The sequence below is a fragment of the Corynebacterium sp. genome, assembly GCF_022712195.1.
GTDB lineage: Bacteria > Actinomycetota > Actinomycetes > Mycobacteriales > Mycobacteriaceae > Corynebacterium.
The window spans coordinates 20,558-35,740 of record NZ_JALAGY010000035.1; the positions used below are offsets into that span (position 1 = coordinate 20,558).

11 protein-coding genes and 1 tRNA gene are annotated in these 15,183 nt (G+C 69.6%); 7 read left to right on the forward strand and 5 right to left on the reverse strand.

Annotated elements, in window-relative coordinates:
* Window positions 1–22: 22 nt before the first annotated feature.
* Together Q0A34_RS04465 and Q0A34_RS04470 are read right to left on the reverse strand one after the other, a co-directional pair.
* A complete protein-coding gene (locus Q0A34_RS04465; RefSeq protein WP_291478809.1) occupies window positions 23–811 on the reverse strand; it encodes an ABC transporter ATP-binding protein in 789 nt (262 codons plus the stop codon).
* Window positions 812–824: 13 nt separating this feature from the next.
* Window positions 825–1,703, reverse strand: a complete 879-nt coding sequence (locus Q0A34_RS04470) for an ABC transporter permease (RefSeq protein ID WP_291478816.1) — start codon at window positions 1,701–1,703, stop codon at window positions 825–827.
* 214 nt (window positions 1,704–1,917) lie between these two features.
* On the opposite strand from Q0A34_RS04470, the gene Q0A34_RS04475 reads away from it, so the two are divergent.
* On the forward strand, window positions 1,918–3,225 hold the full coding sequence (locus tag Q0A34_RS04475) for an aminotransferase class V-fold PLP-dependent enzyme (RefSeq protein WP_291478810.1): 1,308 nt from the start codon (window positions 1,918–1,920) through the stop codon (window positions 3,223–3,225).
* A gap of 7 nt (window positions 3,226–3,232) precedes the next feature.
* On the opposite strand, the gene Q0A34_RS04480 is transcribed toward Q0A34_RS04475, so the two are convergent.
* Entirely contained in the window at window positions 3,233–4,219 is a 987-nt protein-coding gene (locus tag Q0A34_RS04480; protein WP_291478817.1) for an NAD(P)H-quinone oxidoreductase, read from the reverse strand.
* A gap of 117 nt (window positions 4,220–4,336) precedes the next feature.
* Between Q0A34_RS04480 and Q0A34_RS04485 the strand changes: the two genes are divergently transcribed.
* Both Q0A34_RS04485 and Q0A34_RS04490 read left to right on the forward strand, forming a co-directional pair.
* Window positions 4,337–4,421 (forward strand) — tRNA-Ser (locus Q0A34_RS04485).
* A 305-nt stretch (window positions 4,422–4,726) separates the two neighbouring features.
* Window positions 4,727–6,076, forward strand: coding sequence for a GntP family permease (locus Q0A34_RS04490; protein WP_291478818.1), 1,350 nt, complete (start codon window positions 4,727–4,729; stop codon window positions 6,074–6,076).
* Between the two features lie 35 nt (window positions 6,077–6,111).
* Here the strand turns inward: Q0A34_RS04490 and Q0A34_RS04495 are convergent, their stop codons facing one another.
* Both Q0A34_RS04495 and Q0A34_RS04500 read right to left on the reverse strand, forming a co-directional pair.
* Window positions 6,112–6,717, reverse strand: a complete 606-nt coding sequence (locus Q0A34_RS04495; RefSeq protein ID WP_291478811.1) for a L,D-transpeptidase — start codon at window positions 6,715–6,717, stop codon at window positions 6,112–6,114.
* A 58-nt stretch (window positions 6,718–6,775) separates the two neighbouring features.
* Window positions 6,776–7,495, reverse strand: coding sequence for a hypothetical protein (locus Q0A34_RS04500; protein ID WP_291478812.1), 720 nt, complete (start codon window positions 7,493–7,495; stop codon window positions 6,776–6,778).
* Window positions 7,496–7,925: 430 nt separating this feature from the next.
* Here Q0A34_RS04500 and gltB point away from each other — a divergent pair, with 430 nt between their 5' ends.
* The 4 genes from gltB to Q0A34_RS04520 form a co-directional block, all read left to right on the forward strand.
* The gene (gene gltB / locus Q0A34_RS04505) at window positions 7,926–12,527 is read left to right on the forward strand and encodes a glutamate synthase large subunit (RefSeq protein WP_291478819.1); all 4,602 of its coding nucleotides are present in this window, start codon (window positions 7,926–7,928) and stop codon (window positions 12,525–12,527) included.
* Window positions 12,527–14,104, forward strand: coding sequence for a glutamate synthase subunit beta (locus tag Q0A34_RS04510; RefSeq protein ID WP_291478813.1), 1,578 nt, complete (start codon window positions 12,527–12,529; stop codon window positions 14,102–14,104). Before gltB ends, Q0A34_RS04510 begins: the two co-directional genes overlap by 1 nt.
* A gap of 28 nt (window positions 14,105–14,132) precedes the next feature.
* Window positions 14,133–14,783, forward strand: a complete 651-nt coding sequence (locus tag Q0A34_RS04515; protein ID WP_291478814.1) for a LysE family transporter — start codon at window positions 14,133–14,135, stop codon at window positions 14,781–14,783.
* A 214-nt stretch (window positions 14,784–14,997) separates the two neighbouring features.
* On the forward strand, window positions 14,998–15,183 hold a 186-nt coding region (locus Q0A34_RS04520), incomplete at its 3' end, for an RNA-binding S4 domain-containing protein (RefSeq protein WP_291478815.1).

The following is a 15,183-nucleotide window of genomic DNA, read 5'->3' on the forward strand; positions in this document are numbered from 1 at the left end:
GAGCCGGGGCAGTCGTGGGAACTCAGAGCCGCCCCAGCCCCTTCAGCACGCCGCGGACGTGCTCGGCGGCCGTCGGCCCCTCGTAGGCGCCGACGATCTCGTCGACGGGGCCGCAGGAGCGGATCTGTCCGTGGTCGACCCACAACGCCGAGTCGCACAGCTGGGCCAGGAACTCGTTGGAGTGTGAGGCGAACACCAGGATGCCGGACTTCTCGACCAGCGACTGCAGACGGATCCGCGCCTTCTCCATGAACGCCGCGTCCACCGCGCCGATGCCTTCGTCGAGCAGCAGGATCTCCGGCTCGATCGAGGTCACCACGCCCAGGGCGACGCGGACCCGCATACCGGTGGAGTAGGTGCGCAGCGGCATGGAGAGGTAGTCGCCGAGTTCGGTGAACTCCGCGATCTCGTCCATCTTCCTCTCCATGGACTTCCGGCTCTCGCCGAGGAAGAGGCCGCGGATGATGATGTTCTCGTACCCGCTGATCTCCGGGTCCATCCCCACGCCGAGGTCGAAGACCGGGGCCACGCGCCCCTTGACGACCGCGGAGCCGCGGGTGGGCTCGTAGATCCCGGAGAGCAGGCGCAGCAGTGTGGACTTGCCGGCGCCGTTGTGGCCGACCAGGCCGATCCGGTCGCCTTCCTCGAGGTGCAGGTTCACGTCCCGCAGCGCCTCGACGACGACGGTGTTGTCGGAGTTGCGTCCGATGGCCCCGCCGGCGGCGCCGAGGAAGGCCTTCTTCAGGGAGCGGGACTTGGCGTCGAAGATGGGGAAGTCGACGCAGGCGTTGTAGGTGTCGATGGAAACCATGGGTGTTCTCCTTTTAGACCCAGTAGCTCACGCGTGAGCGCCACTGGCGCATGAACACCATGGCGAACAGGGTGCCGAGCACGGTGAGGGCGGCGACGATGATCCACGAGTGCAGCTCGACCGGCTCGTCGATCATCGGGCCGCGGACGACACTGAGGTAGTGGAACAGCGGGTTGATCTCCGCGATCCGGGCACGCTCGGCGACGGCACCGCCCTGTTCCAGCAGCGTCTTGGTGGTCCACACGATGGGGGTCATGTAGAACAGCAGCTGCACGAGCGACTCCAGCAGCGGGGCGACGTCGCGGTAGCGGGTGGCGATGATGCCGAAGAACATCGAGACCCACACCCCGTTGGCCACCAGCAGAGCCAGACCGGGGACGGCCAGCAGGACCTCCCAGCCGACCGGGATCTGGAAGATGGCCAGCAGGATCACCCAGATGACCAGGTTGTGGCACAGGACCAGGAACTGCTTCCACACCAGCCGGTAGACGTGCACGCTCAGGGCGCTGGGGAGCTGTTTGATCAGCCCTTCGTTGGCGATGAAGACCTGGGAGCCCTCGATGATGCACCCGGAGATGAAGCTCCACATGATCAGGCCCACGGCGACGTGGGGCAGGAACTCCCGGAGGTCCATCTGGAAGAGCATGGAGTACAGCAGACCGAGCGCCACGGCCATGACGCCGGTGGCGAGCGTGATCCACAACGGCCCAAGGACGCTGCGCCGGTAGCGCTGCTTGATGTCCTGCCAGCCCAGGACGAGCCAGAGCTCGCGCTGGCCGAAGCCGCGCTTCAGGTCGTCCCATGCGGCACCGAGCGTCTGGGAGGTCGAGGCAGGCGCACCGCCGTCCGCAGGTGGGGCGACGAAGCGCTCGTACTCCGGTGAGGTGGCCACCGGCCGGGGGTTCTCTGAATCGGACACGGGAACACGGTACTCCGGAACGGTGTGGAGTGCGGTAATCAGCGCCGGTACCACTCATGTCCATGTGCCGATGTAGTATCGGTGTCGGTAACGGGAAGGCAGGGTCGTTTTCCGCATTTTAGTGTCGTGACCTGCAATTAGTTAATGGGTATCCGGTGTGTTGGGTCGAGGAAAGGGGCAGTCGGGAGTGTTCGACATCGCGAGGGTTCGTGGCCTCTACGAATCGCTGTCCGAGGGGTGGACGTACCTCAACGCCGGCCGTCGTGCGCAGGTGCCGGAGAAGGTCAGTTCGGCGGTGTCCCGGGCGTTCCGGGCGTCCCCTCTGCAGGGGCAGGACGGCGCGGCGCGCGGCGACCACCACGTCGCCGCCGCGCGCGAGGCGGTCGCCGATCTCGTCGGGGCGTCGCCCGAGTGCGTCGTCCTCGGGCCCAGCCGGACCTCCCTGCTGGGGATACTGGCCACCGCCGTCCCGGCGAAACTCCGGATGGGCAGGGAGGTCGTGCTGAGCCGGGTGGACGAGCCCTCCAACATCACCCCCTGGAAGCTCGCCGCGGACCTCTACGGGGCCACGGTGCGGTGGGCCGAGGCCGACCTGACCACCGGGGCCCTGCCCGCGTGGCAGTTCACCAGCCTGATCAGCCTCGACACCTCCATCGTCGCGGTGCCCGCGGCGAACACGCACCTGGGCACGGTGACGGACGTCCGCGCCATCGCCGACATCATGCGGGCGAAGTCCCGCGCCTGGCTCGTGGTGGACGCCGGCGCCTACGCCCCCTACCGGATGATCGACATGGAGGCGTGGGACGCCGACGTCGTCGCCCTGGACATGGCGCCGCTCGGCGGGCCGGAGGTGGGCGCACTGGTCTTCCGCGACCCGTCCCTGCTGGCGGAGCTCCACCTTGTCGAACTGCGCCGCGGGCGCCATGCGGCACCGGACTCGCAGGAGCTGACCGCACGCCGCGTGGCCGAGCTGGAGCGCGACGGCAACGCGCCGGGCCTGCTCGGCGGGGTCCCGGCGGCCGTGGACCACCTGGCGGGCCTGGACGAGGAGGCCACGGGCACGCGCCGTGAGCGCCTCGCCACGTCCCTGCACTCCAGTGAGGAGTACCTCGGCCAGCTCGCCGGCTACCTCGTCGACGGTCTCCGCGACCTGGAGAACGTGCATGTGGTGGGGGTCGACGGGGAGACCGACACCGAACCCGAGCACGACCACAACAGCTGGGGCGGCGGCACCGGGCCGCACGGGCGCCACTTCGGCCCCGTCGACCGGCTGCCGCGGGTGAGCTTCCTCGTCGAGGGCATCGAGGCCTCCGTCGTGGGGGAACGTCTGCTGAGCAACGGGGTCGTCGCCCAGACCGTCGGGCTGGAGGAGAGTGCCCTGTTCGACCAGATGGGTGTCGCCGAGATGGGCGGTGCGGTGTGCGTGGCACTCGCCCCGCACAACACCCACATGGACATCGACCACCTGCTGCGCGTGGTCGGCGGGATCGTCTAGAGGCCGGCTAACCGGTGATCTCGAAGATCGCCTTGCCGGTGATCTCCCCGGCCAGCAGCGACCGGTGGGCCTCAGCGGCCTCCCGGATCGGGAAGACCCGGTCCACATGGTGGGAGATCCTGCCGTCCTCCAGCATGGGCCACACGTTCTGCACCGTCTCCGCCACGATCCGTGCCTTGTCGTCCCGGTCCCGGTAGCGAAGGCCCGTGGCCGAGATGTTCCCCCGCTTGGCCAGCAGCTTCCCGATGTTCAACTCGCCCTTCACACCACCCTGCATCCCGATGATCACCAGGTGACCGTCCGGGGCCAGTGCCGTCACATTGCCGTCCAGGTACTTCGCACCGATGATGTCCAGGATCACGTCCGCGCCGCCGAGCTCCTTGACCACCTTCACGAAGTCCTCCTCGTGGTAGTTGATCAGGACGTCCGCCCCGTAGCGGCGGCACACGTCCAGCTTCTCCGGGCTGCCCGCGGTCACCGCCACCCGCACACCCAACGCACGGGCCAGCTGGATGGCGAAGATGCCGATGCCGCCGCCACCGCCGTGGATCAGCAGGGTGTCGCCCTCGCGCAGCCGCGCCGTCATCATCAGGTTCGACCAGACCGTGCAGGCGGCCTCGATGACACTGGCGGTGTCCGAGAGCCCGAAACCGTCCGGTACCGGCGTCAACTGCCCCACCGGCACGATCGTGTACTCGGCGTACGCCCCTCCCGACAGCAGCGCACCGACCTCGTCCCCCTCCCGGTACGGTGTCCCGTCGGGCCGGAGGCAGCCGTTCGGGTCGACGACCACACCGGCGGCCTCGAGGCCCAGGATCTCGGACACCCCCTTCGGCGGCGGGTAGTGCCCCTGCGCCTGGAGGGTGTCGGCACGGTTCAGCCCCGCCGCCGTGACCTGGATCAGGACCTCGCCGTCCTGGGGTGCCGGGACGTGGGTCTCCTGCCAGTGCAGGGACTGAGGGTCGTCGGGGTCCGTCTGGATGATGGCCTTCATGTTCCCGTTCATGCACCCAGCCTAACCATCTCCGGGCATGCAGGGGTGGACACCGACGACGGCGACGCGGTGGGTTAGAATCAGGACGCGCCGGACGCCGAGCGTCCGTGCAGCCAGGGAGACGTGGCAGAGCGGCCGAATGCACTGGTCTTGAAAACCAGCGACGAGCGATCGTCCAGGGGTTCAAATCCCCTCGTCTCCGCCGACACCACGTCCCCGCCCTCCGGGGGCGGGGACGTGGGGGAATAGTTGTTGAAGGTAACTAACTTTCCGTGTAGCTTCATCAGGGCCAGTCACTCCCCGTAGTGATCCTCCACGACGGAAGCCCCGATGACCTCAGCGCCCCCAGAACCTTCAGTGCCTTCAGCACCTTCAGCACCTTCAGCACAGTCCCCCTCCCGTCCGCTGCCCGCCGGTGGCCTGTCCTTCGGGGTGGGGCTGCTCATCGCCGCCGTCGGGCTCCTCGCCGTCGCGGTCGTGCCGAAGCCCGCGGAGTTCAGCTCGGGGATGCTCCTGGGGATCGCCGCCGGTGCGGTGGGTGTGCTGCTCGTCTTCATCATGAAGATGAAGCTGCACCCCGTCATCGCGCTGGTTCTCGTCAGTCTCGGCACCGCGCTCGCCACGGGGATCTCCATGTCGGAGGTGCTGGACGTCCTGCTCGACGGCTTCGGGAGCACACTCGGGGAGGTCGGCCTCCTGCTCGCGTTCGGTGTGATGTTCGCCCGGCTCTTCGAGATCAGCGGTGGTGCGGCGGCCCTGTCCTCCGCGATGGTCGAGCGTCTCGGAGAGAAGCGCGCCCCGCTCGCCCTGGGCATCGCCTCACTGATGTTCGGATTCCCCATCTTCTTCGACGCCGCGTTCATGGTCATGCTGCCGATCCTGCTGGCGACGGCCCGTCGGCTCGGCGGGAGCATGCTGATCTACGTGCTGCCCGCGGCCGCGGCCCTGTCGACGATGCACGTCCTTCTCCCTCCCCACCCGGGCGTCGTCGCGGCGACCGTCCTGCTCGGTGCGGACGTGGGGCTCGTGATGCTCGTCGGCCTCGTCGTCGCCATCCCGACCTGGTACATCTCCGGCTACCTCTACGGGGTGTGGATCGGCAGGCGGATCGAACTCCCCGTCCCGGAGATCGTCACCGGCGGGCCGCAGGTCGACGACGACGTCACCGAGCCGCCCAAGGTGCGGGTCCTCCTGGGGCTCCTGGCCCTGCCTCTGGTGCTGATCTTCATGAACACCCTCGTCACCACGCTGGGCAGCACAGGGGCGATCGACGCGGAGTCGACGTGGGCCTCCGGGCTCGTCCTCGTTGGCTCGACCCCGATCGCCCTGCTCATCACCGTGCTGATGTCCTGCTGGGTCATCGGCGTCCGCCGTGGGAGCTCCACCGAGGTGATCGAGGACATGCTCGACAACTCCCTCAAGCCCATCGCCCCGGTGCTGCTCATCACCGGCGCCGGCGGGATGTTCGGTGGTGTCCTGCTGGCGAGCGGTATCGGTGAGGCACTGTCGGGCACTCTCGAGCAGACCGGGCTCCCCCTCGTCGCGGCCGTCTTCGTCGTCGCGGCGATCGTCCGTGTCTCCCTCGGAACCGCGACTGTGGCGATCACGACTGCGGCGGGGCTCCTCGGGGCGTCCGTGGCGGCGGCGGGGCTGAGCCCGCTCCAGACAGCGGCCCTGACGATCGTCCTCGCCGGTGGTTCATCGGTGCTGTCCCACGTCAACGACGCCAGCTTCTGGATGATCGGACGGCTGCTGGGGATGAGCGTTCCGCAGACCTTCAAGACCTGGACGGTCATCAAGACCCTCGTCGGCACCGTCGCGGCGTCCCTGGGCACCGTCATCTACCTCATCGCCTGACGGGCCACAGTCGTCGGAGTCCACCTCACGGCGGATCAGGCCACGACATCCACCACGTCGCCGACCTGCAGGGTGTTGAAGAAGGCGACGGCGTCGTCGTGCAGCAGGTGGATGCACCCGTGGGACAGGACGCCGGGATCACCCTCGTGGAAGGCGATGCCGATGTCGCTCGGGTACGTCGACCCCGAGGAGAAGAACACCGAGAACGGCATCGGCGCGTCATAGGCGCTGGACCACCAGTCCGCGTCCTTCCTCGTGACCCGGGCGGTGCCGGCGGGTGTCTCGTAACCGGCGCGGCCCGTGCTGGCGGGCACCGGTCCACGGGTGACCCTGCCCGCGCCGTCCTGCAGCCAGGCGGTCTGGTCGCCCAGGCTGATGCACGCCTTCGCCTCCACGGCGCAGGGGGCGTTCCGGGGTTGCGGGACGGCAGGTGCCGGTCCCGGGGCAGGGGCAGGGGCGACGCCGTCGGGAAGCATGTCCCCGGCCCAGTCGGGCAGGTCGCGCAGGTCGGGTAGGGACGCCCCGGACCCCGGTACCTCGGGGAGCGTGAACGTGGGAGCGGCGGTCGCCGGGGAGGCCAGGGCCAGGGCAAGTGCCGCGGAACCGGCGGACAACGTCAGGATTCGGCCGATGTTCTTCATCGGGACGCACCTCCAGGGGTAGGTCGGTGTGACCCAGCTTACTCCGGCGGCGGCGGGGTCATTCCAGGACGGCGACCTGCTCGACCGCGGGCAGGCGCACCCGGGCGCCGTCCGGACGGTCGACGACGAACTCCGAGCCCACCGTGGCGGAGACCAGGCGCGACCAGCGCATCCGCTCGCGGCGTACGTCCCGGCGGGAGACGTTGAACACCCACAGCGCGTGGTCCACCAGTACCGTGGTCCCGGCGTGCTCGTCGCCGGCGAGTCGGAGCAGGTAGACGTGGCCGTCCAGCTCCGCGTGGTGCAGGCCGTCCAGGTCCGGTGCGGTGTCGACGGACTCCACCGTGGGCGCCAGGACGGTGATCCGGCCGACCACGCCGAAGCGGTGCACGGTCCCGTCGGCGGACAGCACGGTGAGGGGTTCACCGACGGCGCAGCGGCGGATCCCTCCGTGGCGCCACACCACCGGCTGGGGTACCTCGGTCTCCGGCCCGCGTCGGGCGGTGCGCACGGCGGCCCACCAGGGGTCGAGGGTCACCCGGTGGGACGGCTGCTCGGTCTCGACGAGGTAGCGGCCCGGGGCGTCGGCCGTCAGGCGCGAGGGACGTTCTGCCACCAGGGCGGACAGTGTGTCCACGACCTCCTCGTCGGTGGAGTTCCAGCCGATCCCCCGTGACTCCAGGACCCCGTAGAGCTGGGGCAGTGTCAGGTCCGGCTGGCTCTCCCAGGCCTGTGCGAGTGTCTCCAGGACGCGGGGAATTCTCAGGGGGTCCTTCACCTCTCCCATGGTAGCTGCCGGCGTCGGGTCGACGACACGCGCGTTACGTCCGGGTTGCGGCGGGGCGGGAGCGTACACAGCCGGGAAACGGTCCTGAAACCCGGCGGAAACAAATGTCCCGACAGATGGGATTTTAGCGGGCACGTTATGGGAACGTGCAGCTGTATCGTCTTTCGGCAATCCAGGGGATAAGATACAAAGACAACCACAGACCGAGACGGACCCGGAAACAGCGGATTGATGTGACGTGCACCACGTTCCGCCACCGGCACCAGTACCTCTTAGTGCAGCCTAATTTTGTGCCGCCTCCGCAGGACCGTACCAGTAGGGCCACAGCACCCCTGCCGACGACAAGGCCACCACCCCAGGCCACGGAGAACCACACCGCACGACCCGACGACCGGAGGATGACCACCCCGTGAACAACCAGCTGAAGAACTACCCGGCGCCCCAGGGCCTGTACCACCCGGCCCACGAGCACGACGCCTGCGGCGTCGCCTTCGTCGCCGACATGCACGGCCGTGCCAGCCACGACATCGTCGAGAAGGGCATCCAGGCACTGGTCAACCTCGAGCACCGCGGCGCCGCCGGGGCGGAGAAGAACACCGGCGACGGGGCCGGCATCCTCATGCAGGTCCCGGACCGCCTCTACCGCGAGGAACTCGCCGGACAGGGTGTCGAACTGCCCGCCCCCGGGGCCTACGCCACCGGCATCGCCTTCCTCCCCGCCGCCCGCATGGCAGCCCTGGACGCCATGCGCGCGGTGGAGTCGATCATCGCCGAGGAGAACCTGGAGCTCGTCGCCTGGCGGGAGGTCCCCGTCGACGACTCCGCCCTGGGGGCCATGGCGCGCGACGCCGAACCGATCTTCTACCAGCTGTTCGTCGCCGGACGTGACGGCGACGGCCCGGACGCCGCGCAGCTCACCGGGATCGAACTGGACCGTCGGGTGTGGTTCGTGCGCAAGCGCGCCGAACGCGAACTGGGCTCCAAGGGCCCCGGCGAGGGTGCCGGCTCCGACACCGTCTACTTCCCGTCACTGTCCTCGCGCACCATCGTGTTCAAGGGCATGCTCACCACCCCCCAGCTGCGCGACTTCTACCTGGACCTGCAGGACGAGCGCGTCGAGTCGGCCCTGGCGGTCGTCCACTCGCGGTTCTCCACGAACACCTTCCCCTCCTGGCCCCTGGCCCACCCCTTCCGGCTCGTCGCGCACAACGGCGAGATCAACACGGTGCGCGGCAACGAGAACTGGATGCGCGCCCGCGAGTCGCAGATCCGGTCGGAGGTCCTCGGCGACATCGAACGCGTCCTGCCGGTCTGCGACCCCGCCGGCTCCGACACCGGACGGTTCGACGAGGCCCTGGAGCTGCTCCACCTCGCCGGCCGGTCCCTCCCGCACGCGGTGATGATGATGGTCCCGCAGGCGTGGGAGCGTAACCCGTCGGTGGACCCGGACGTCCGCGCGTTCTACGAGTACCACTCCTCCCTCATGGAGGCGTGGGACGGCCCGGCGGCCCTGGTGTTCACCGACGGCACCGTCATCGGCTCGGTGCTGGACCGCAACGGGCTGCGCCCCGGACGCATCTGGGTCACCCGTGACGGCCTGGTCATCGGCGGTTCCGAGACCGGACTGCTGCCCGTCCCCCCGGAGGAGATCGTGCAGCGCCGCCGTATCGAACCCGGCCGCATGTTCCTCGTCGACACCGCACAGGGACGCATCATCCCCGACGAGGAGATCAAGTCCCGGCTGGCCGACCGCCCCTACCGTCAGTGGGTCGACGACAACATCGTGCGCTTCGACGACCTGCCGCCGGTGGAGTACGAGGCCATGAGCCACGAGCGTGTCGTCCTGCGCCAGCGGGTCTTCGGCATGACCGAGGAGGACGTCGACGTGCTCATCCGGCCGCTCGCCGTCACCGGCGCCGAACAGCTGGGCTCCATGGGCACGGACACGCCCGTCGCGGCCCTGTCCGACCGCCCCCGCATGCTCTTCGACTTCTTCTCCCAGCGTTTCGCACAGGTCACGAACCCGCCACTGGACTCCATCCGCGAGAAGATGGTCACCAGCATGTTCACCCAGCTCGGACGCCAGGTCGACGTCACCACCGAGGTCCCCGAGGCGGCACACCGCATCCACCTCGAGACACCCGTCCTGCTGAACTCCACCCTGGCCACCCTGCGCCAGGCAGGTGACCACGAGGGCTTCGGGGACTTCCGCTCCGCGGTGGTCTCCGGGCTCTACCCGGTCGCCCACGGCGGACGCGGCATGCGCGAGGCCGTCGAACGCGTCCGCCGGGAGACCTCGCGCGCCATCGAGGACGGCGCGACCCTGGTCATCCTCTCCGACCGCGAGTCGGACGAACGCATGGCGCCGATCCCCTCACTGCTGCTCACCAGCGCGGTGCACCAGCACCTCGTCGCCGAGCGCACCCGCACCCGCGCCTCGTTGATCGTCGAGGCCGGTGACGCCCGTGAGGTCCACCACCTCGCGATGCTGCTCACCTTCGGTGCCGACGCCATCAACCCCTACATGGCGTTCGAGACCATCGACGAACTCTCCAAGCGCGGCCAGCTCGACGGGCTGAGCACCGACGACGGCTGCCGGAACTTCATCGACGGCGCGACCGCCAGCGTGCAGAAGATCATGTCGAAGATGGGCATCGCCACCGTGGCGTCCTACCGGGGTGCCCAGCTGGCCGACGTCACCGGCCTGCACCAGCAGCTCCTGGACGACTACTTCACCGGGTGCCTCAGCCCGATCTCGGGCATCGGGCTCGACGAGATCGCCGCGGACGTCGCCGTGCGGCACCGCTTCGCCTTCCTGCCCCGCCCCGAGGAGGTCGCCCACCGCGAACTCGAGATCGGCGGCGAATACAGGTGGCGCCGGGAGGGCGAGTACCACCTGTTCAACCCGGAGACCGTGTTCAAGCTGCAGCACGCCACCCGCACCGGGCAGTACCGCATCTTCAAGGAGTACTCCGACAAGGTCGACAACCAGTCGAAGCGCCTGGCCACCCTGCGCGGCCTGTTCGAGATGCACAGCGACCGGCCGTCGATCCCCGTCGACGAGGTCGAACCCGTCTCCGCGATCGTCAGACGGTTCTCCACCGGTGCGATGAGCTACGGCTCGATCTCCGCCGAGGCCCACGAGACCCTCGCCATCGCCATGAACCGGCTCAAGGGCATGTCGAACTCCGGTGAAGGCGGCGAGGACCCCGACCGCTTCGAACCGGAGGCGGACGGCACCTGGCGCCGCTCGGCGATCAAGCAGGTCGCGTCCGGACGCTTCGGCGTGACCAGCCACTACCTCAACAACTGCACCGACATCCAGATCAAGATGGCCCAGGGCGCCAAGCCCGGCGAGGGCGGCCAGCTGCCCCCGCACAAGGTCTACCCCTGGATCGCGGAGGTCCGCGTGACGACACCCGGCGTCGGCCTGATCTCCCCGCCGCCGCACCACGACATCTACTCCATCGAGGACCTCGCCCAGCTGATCCACGACCTGAAGAACGCCAACCCGGACGCACGCGTCCACGTCAAGCTCGTCGCCGAGCAGGGCGTGGGCACCGTCGCCGCCGGTGTGTCCAAGGCGCACGCGGACGTCGTCCTGATCTCCGGCCACGACGGCGGCACCGGGGCCTCGCCGCTGAACTCGCTGAAGCACGCCGGCGGCCCCTGGGAGCTCGGCCTGGCCGAGACCCAGCAGACCTTGCTGATGAACGGCCTGCGCGACCGCATCACCGTGCAGTGCGACGGCCAGATGAAGACCGGGCGCGACGTCATGGTCGCCGCCCTCCTCGGCGCCGAGGAGTTCGGCTTCGCCACCGCACCGCTGGTGGTCGAGGGCTGCATCATGATGCGCGTCTGCCACCTCGACACCTGCCCGGTCGGAGTGGCCACCCAGAACCCCGACCTGCGCAGGAAGTTCACCGGCCGGGCCGAGCACGTGGTCAACTTCTTCACCTTCATCGCCCAGGAGGTCCGCGAGTACCTCGCCGAACTCGGCTTCCGCACCCTGCAGGAGGCCGTGGGCCACTCCGAGTGCCTGCGGGCCGGCACGGTCGACCCGGACCACAAGACCGCCGGGTCGCTCGACCTGTCACCCATCTTCGCCCGTCCCGACAGCCCCTTCATGCACCAGGACCTGTACCGGACGAAGGAACAGGACCACAGCCTGGACGCCGCCCTGGACAACCGCATCCGCGAGGACGCCGGGGAGACCATCCGCCGCGCCGCCGCCGGCGAGGGCACCACCGTCGACCTGGCGTACCCGATCAGCAACGTCAACCGGTCCGTCGGCACGATGACCGGCTCACTCGTCAGCCGCGTCGCCGGACGGGACGGCCTGCCCGAAGGCACCGTGAACCTCACCTTCACCGGGTCCGCCGGAAACTCCTTCGGCGCCTTCGTGCCCAGGGGCATGACGCTGACCCTGGTCGGAGACGCCAACGACTACGTCGGCAAGGGGCTCTCCGGCGGCACCCTCGTCATCCGCCCCCACGACCGGGACGGGGCGGTCGGCGACCACCAGACCATCGCCGGCAACGTCCTCGGCTTCGGCGGCGTCTCCGGTGAGATGTTCATCCGCGGCGCCGTCGGCGAACGCTTCTGCGTGCGCAACTCCGGTGTGACCGCCGTCGTCGAAGGCATGGGCAACCACGGCTGCGAGTACATGACCGGCGGACGGGTGATCAACCTGGGCCCGGTCGGCGAGAACTTCGGCGCCGGCATGTCCGGCGGCATCGCCTACCTCATGGACGACGGCACCGGCGTCGAGGGGATGTCCCGGCGCATCAACCCCGGCCTCGTCGACGTCGAGGAGGTCACCGGGGACGAACTCGACTGGCTCGTCGAGACGATCGAACGCCACCGGCGGCTCACCGGGTCCACCGTGGACGTGGACCCCCGGTCGCTGATCAAGGTCATGCCGCGCGACTACCGCCGCGTCCTGCAGACCATCGAACAGGCCCGCGAGGCGGGACTCGACGCGGACGGCATCGCCGCCGCCATCATGGAGGGAGTCAAGTAATGGCTGATCCGCACGGTTTCATGAAGTACCCCCGCGAAGAGGCGGAACACCGTCCCGTCCCACTGCGGCTGCTCGACTGGAAGGAGGTCCTCGAACCCCTCGCCGACTCGACGGTGCAGACCCAGGCCTCCCGCTGCATGGACTGCGGCGTCCCCTTCTGCCACGACGGGTGCCCGCTGGGCAACATCATCCCCGAGTGGAACGACCTGGTCCGCCAGGGACGGTGGAAGGAGGCCTACGACCGCCTGCACGCCACCAACAACTTCCCCGAGTTCACCGGACGCATCTGCCCCGCCCCCTGTGAAGGCGCCTGCGTCCTCGGCATCGACGGCATCGGCGCGGGCGCCGGCGTCGGCGACCCGGTGGCGATCAAGACCGTGGAACTCCAGATCGTGGAACACGCCTTCGCGGAAGGGTGGGTACGCCCCGTGAAGGCGAGCTTCTCCACCGGCCAGTCCGTCGCCGTCGTCGGCTCCGGACCCGCCGGCCTCGCCGCAGCCCAGCAGCTCACCCGCGCCGGGCACGACGTCACCGTCCTCGAACGCGACGACCGGATCGGCGGTCTGCTGCGGTACGGCGTGCCGGACTACAAACTGGAGGGCCGCTGGATCGACCGGCGGCTAGCCCAGATGGAGGCCGAGGGCACCACCTTCCGCACCGGCGTCTCCCCGTCGGCGTCCGACCTCGCCGGATTCGACGCCGTCGTCCTCGCCGTCGGGGCGACCGTCCCCCGCGACATCTCCGTCCCGGGCCGCGACCTGGACGGCGTCCACCAGGCGATGGAGTACCTGCCCATGGCCAACCGCGCCGTCGCCGGTGACACCGACACCCCTCACATCGACGCGAAAGGCAGGAACGTCGTCATCATCGGCGGCGGCGACACCGGCACCGACTGCTTCGGCACCGCCCTGCGCCAGGGCGCCGCGTCCGTCCGGCAGTTCGACTACAACCCCGCACCGGACCCCTACCGCACCGAGGACAACCCGTGGCCGGTGTGGCCGAAGGTCTGGCGCGTGGCCTCGGCCCACGAGGAGGGCGAGTACCGCGTCAGCGGCGACGAGTCCGCCGACGAGATCGTCGCCCTCGGCCTCGCCGAGCGTGAGGTCGGCGCCCCCCTGGGCCACCGGGACCACCGCATCAACACCGTCGAGCTCACCGGCACCGCCGGCCACGTCACCGGCCTGCGCGCCGCGACCTGCGAACGCACCCCGGAAGGCACGGTCAACCTGCCCGGCACGGAGGTCGACATGGACGCCGACCTCGTCCTGCTCGCCGTCGGGTTCTCCTCCGTGGACACCCGCGGCATCGTCTCCGAACTGGGACTGCCGGTCGACGGACGCGGACGCCTCACCCGCGACGACGACTACCGCACCTGGTGGTCCGAGTCCTCCGCCGTACGCGACACCGGTTTCGACGCCCCGGTGTTCGTCGCCGGCGACGCGGGACGCGGCGCCTCGCTGATCGTGTGGGCCATCTCCGAGGGACGCGCCTGCGCCGCCGCCGTCGACCGCGCACTGATGGGCGAGAGCGCCCTGCCACGGCCCGTCGCCCCGACGGACATGCCGCTGGGAGTGTGAGTACGCCGGGGGAGTACATTGATGCCCCATGACCGGCGGCGCCCTCCTCAGCATCCTCGTCGCGTGGCTGCTCGCCATCGCCTCGCCCGGCCCGGACCTGGTGCAGATCCTGCGCCTCGGTGCCGTGCGTCGCAACGGCGTGGCCTGCGCCCTGGGGATCATGACCGGCAACACCCTGTGGATCGTGGGCAGCATGGTCGGCCTGTCCGCCCTCATCGTCGCTGCCCCCTGGGTGCTCACCGTGCTCTTCCTGGTCGGCGGCGCGTTCCTGGCGTGGATGGGTCAGGCGGCACTGCGCGGCGGACTGGCGGCCCGACGCTCCGCCGGGACAGAGGTGCCCGCCACCACCGCCGGGAGGATCTCCACCGTGGGCGCCTGGCGCCTCGGCGTGGCGACCAACCTGGCGAACCCGAAGGCACTGGTGTTCTTCGGGGCGGTGTTCGCCGGCTTCGTGCCCCCGGACACCGGGTGGGGGACGAGGCTGACCGTGCTGGTGCTCATGCTGGTCACCGGGGTGGCGTGGTTCGTGGCCGTCGCAGTGATGGTGTCCGTGCCCGCCCTGTCGCGCCGCCTGCAGGCCGCGGGGCCGTGGATCGACATCGTCGCCGGGGTGGTGTTCCTCGTCCTCGGTGTGATTCTGGTGGGCGAGGGGCTGACGGGGCTGACGGAGCTGCTGTAGCTGCTGTAGGGGCGGCAGAGGGTGCCTGTCCCCCCACCGGTGTCGGATTGTCGCCCTCCCAGGCAGGGTCCAGGGGGAGAACCCTGCCTGGGAGGGCGACAATCCGACATGTGGGGCGGGGCAGGGGACGTCCCACAGCCCGCGATCGTCGCTGATGACGGCAATATCGGTGGAGGACTTCCCTGGCAACGTCCTGGGTCGTAGGATGGTCGGCATGCCTGAGCGAGAAGAGCACAAGGTACCGGCGCAGGACGTCCCCGTCCGCGGGGACGACATCCGACTGGGGCAGTTCATCAAACTGGCGAACCTGGTCGATTCCGGCGGCGCGGCCAAGGAGGCTGTCGCCGCCGGCCGGGTGACGGTCAACGGCGAGGCTGACACCCGCCGCGGCCGGCACCGG

Excerpts from the sequence above, each read along its gene's own strand:
- Q0A34_RS04490 (WP_291478818.1), top strand. The coding sequence starts at position 4,727 with ATGCTCCTGGGGATCGCCGCCGGTGCGGTGGGTGTGCTGCTCGTCTTC.
- Q0A34_RS04465 (WP_291478809.1), bottom strand. The coding sequence starts at position 811 with ATGGTTTCCATCGACACCTACAACGCCTGCGTCGACTTCCCCATCTTC.
- Q0A34_RS04495 (WP_291478811.1), bottom strand. The coding sequence starts at position 6,717 with ATGAAGAACATCGGCCGAATCCTGACGTTGTCCGCCGGTTCCGCGGCA.
- Q0A34_RS04510 (WP_291478813.1), top strand. The coding sequence starts at position 12,527 with ATGGCTGATCCGCACGGTTTCATGAAGTACCCCCGCGAAGAGGCGGAA.
- Q0A34_RS04480 (WP_291478817.1), bottom strand. The coding sequence starts at position 4,219 with ATGAAGGCCATCATCCAGACGGACCCCGACGACCCTCAGTCCCTGCAC.
- Q0A34_RS04515 (WP_291478814.1), top strand. The coding sequence starts at position 14,133 with ATGACCGGCGGCGCCCTCCTCAGCATCCTCGTCGCGTGGCTGCTCGCC.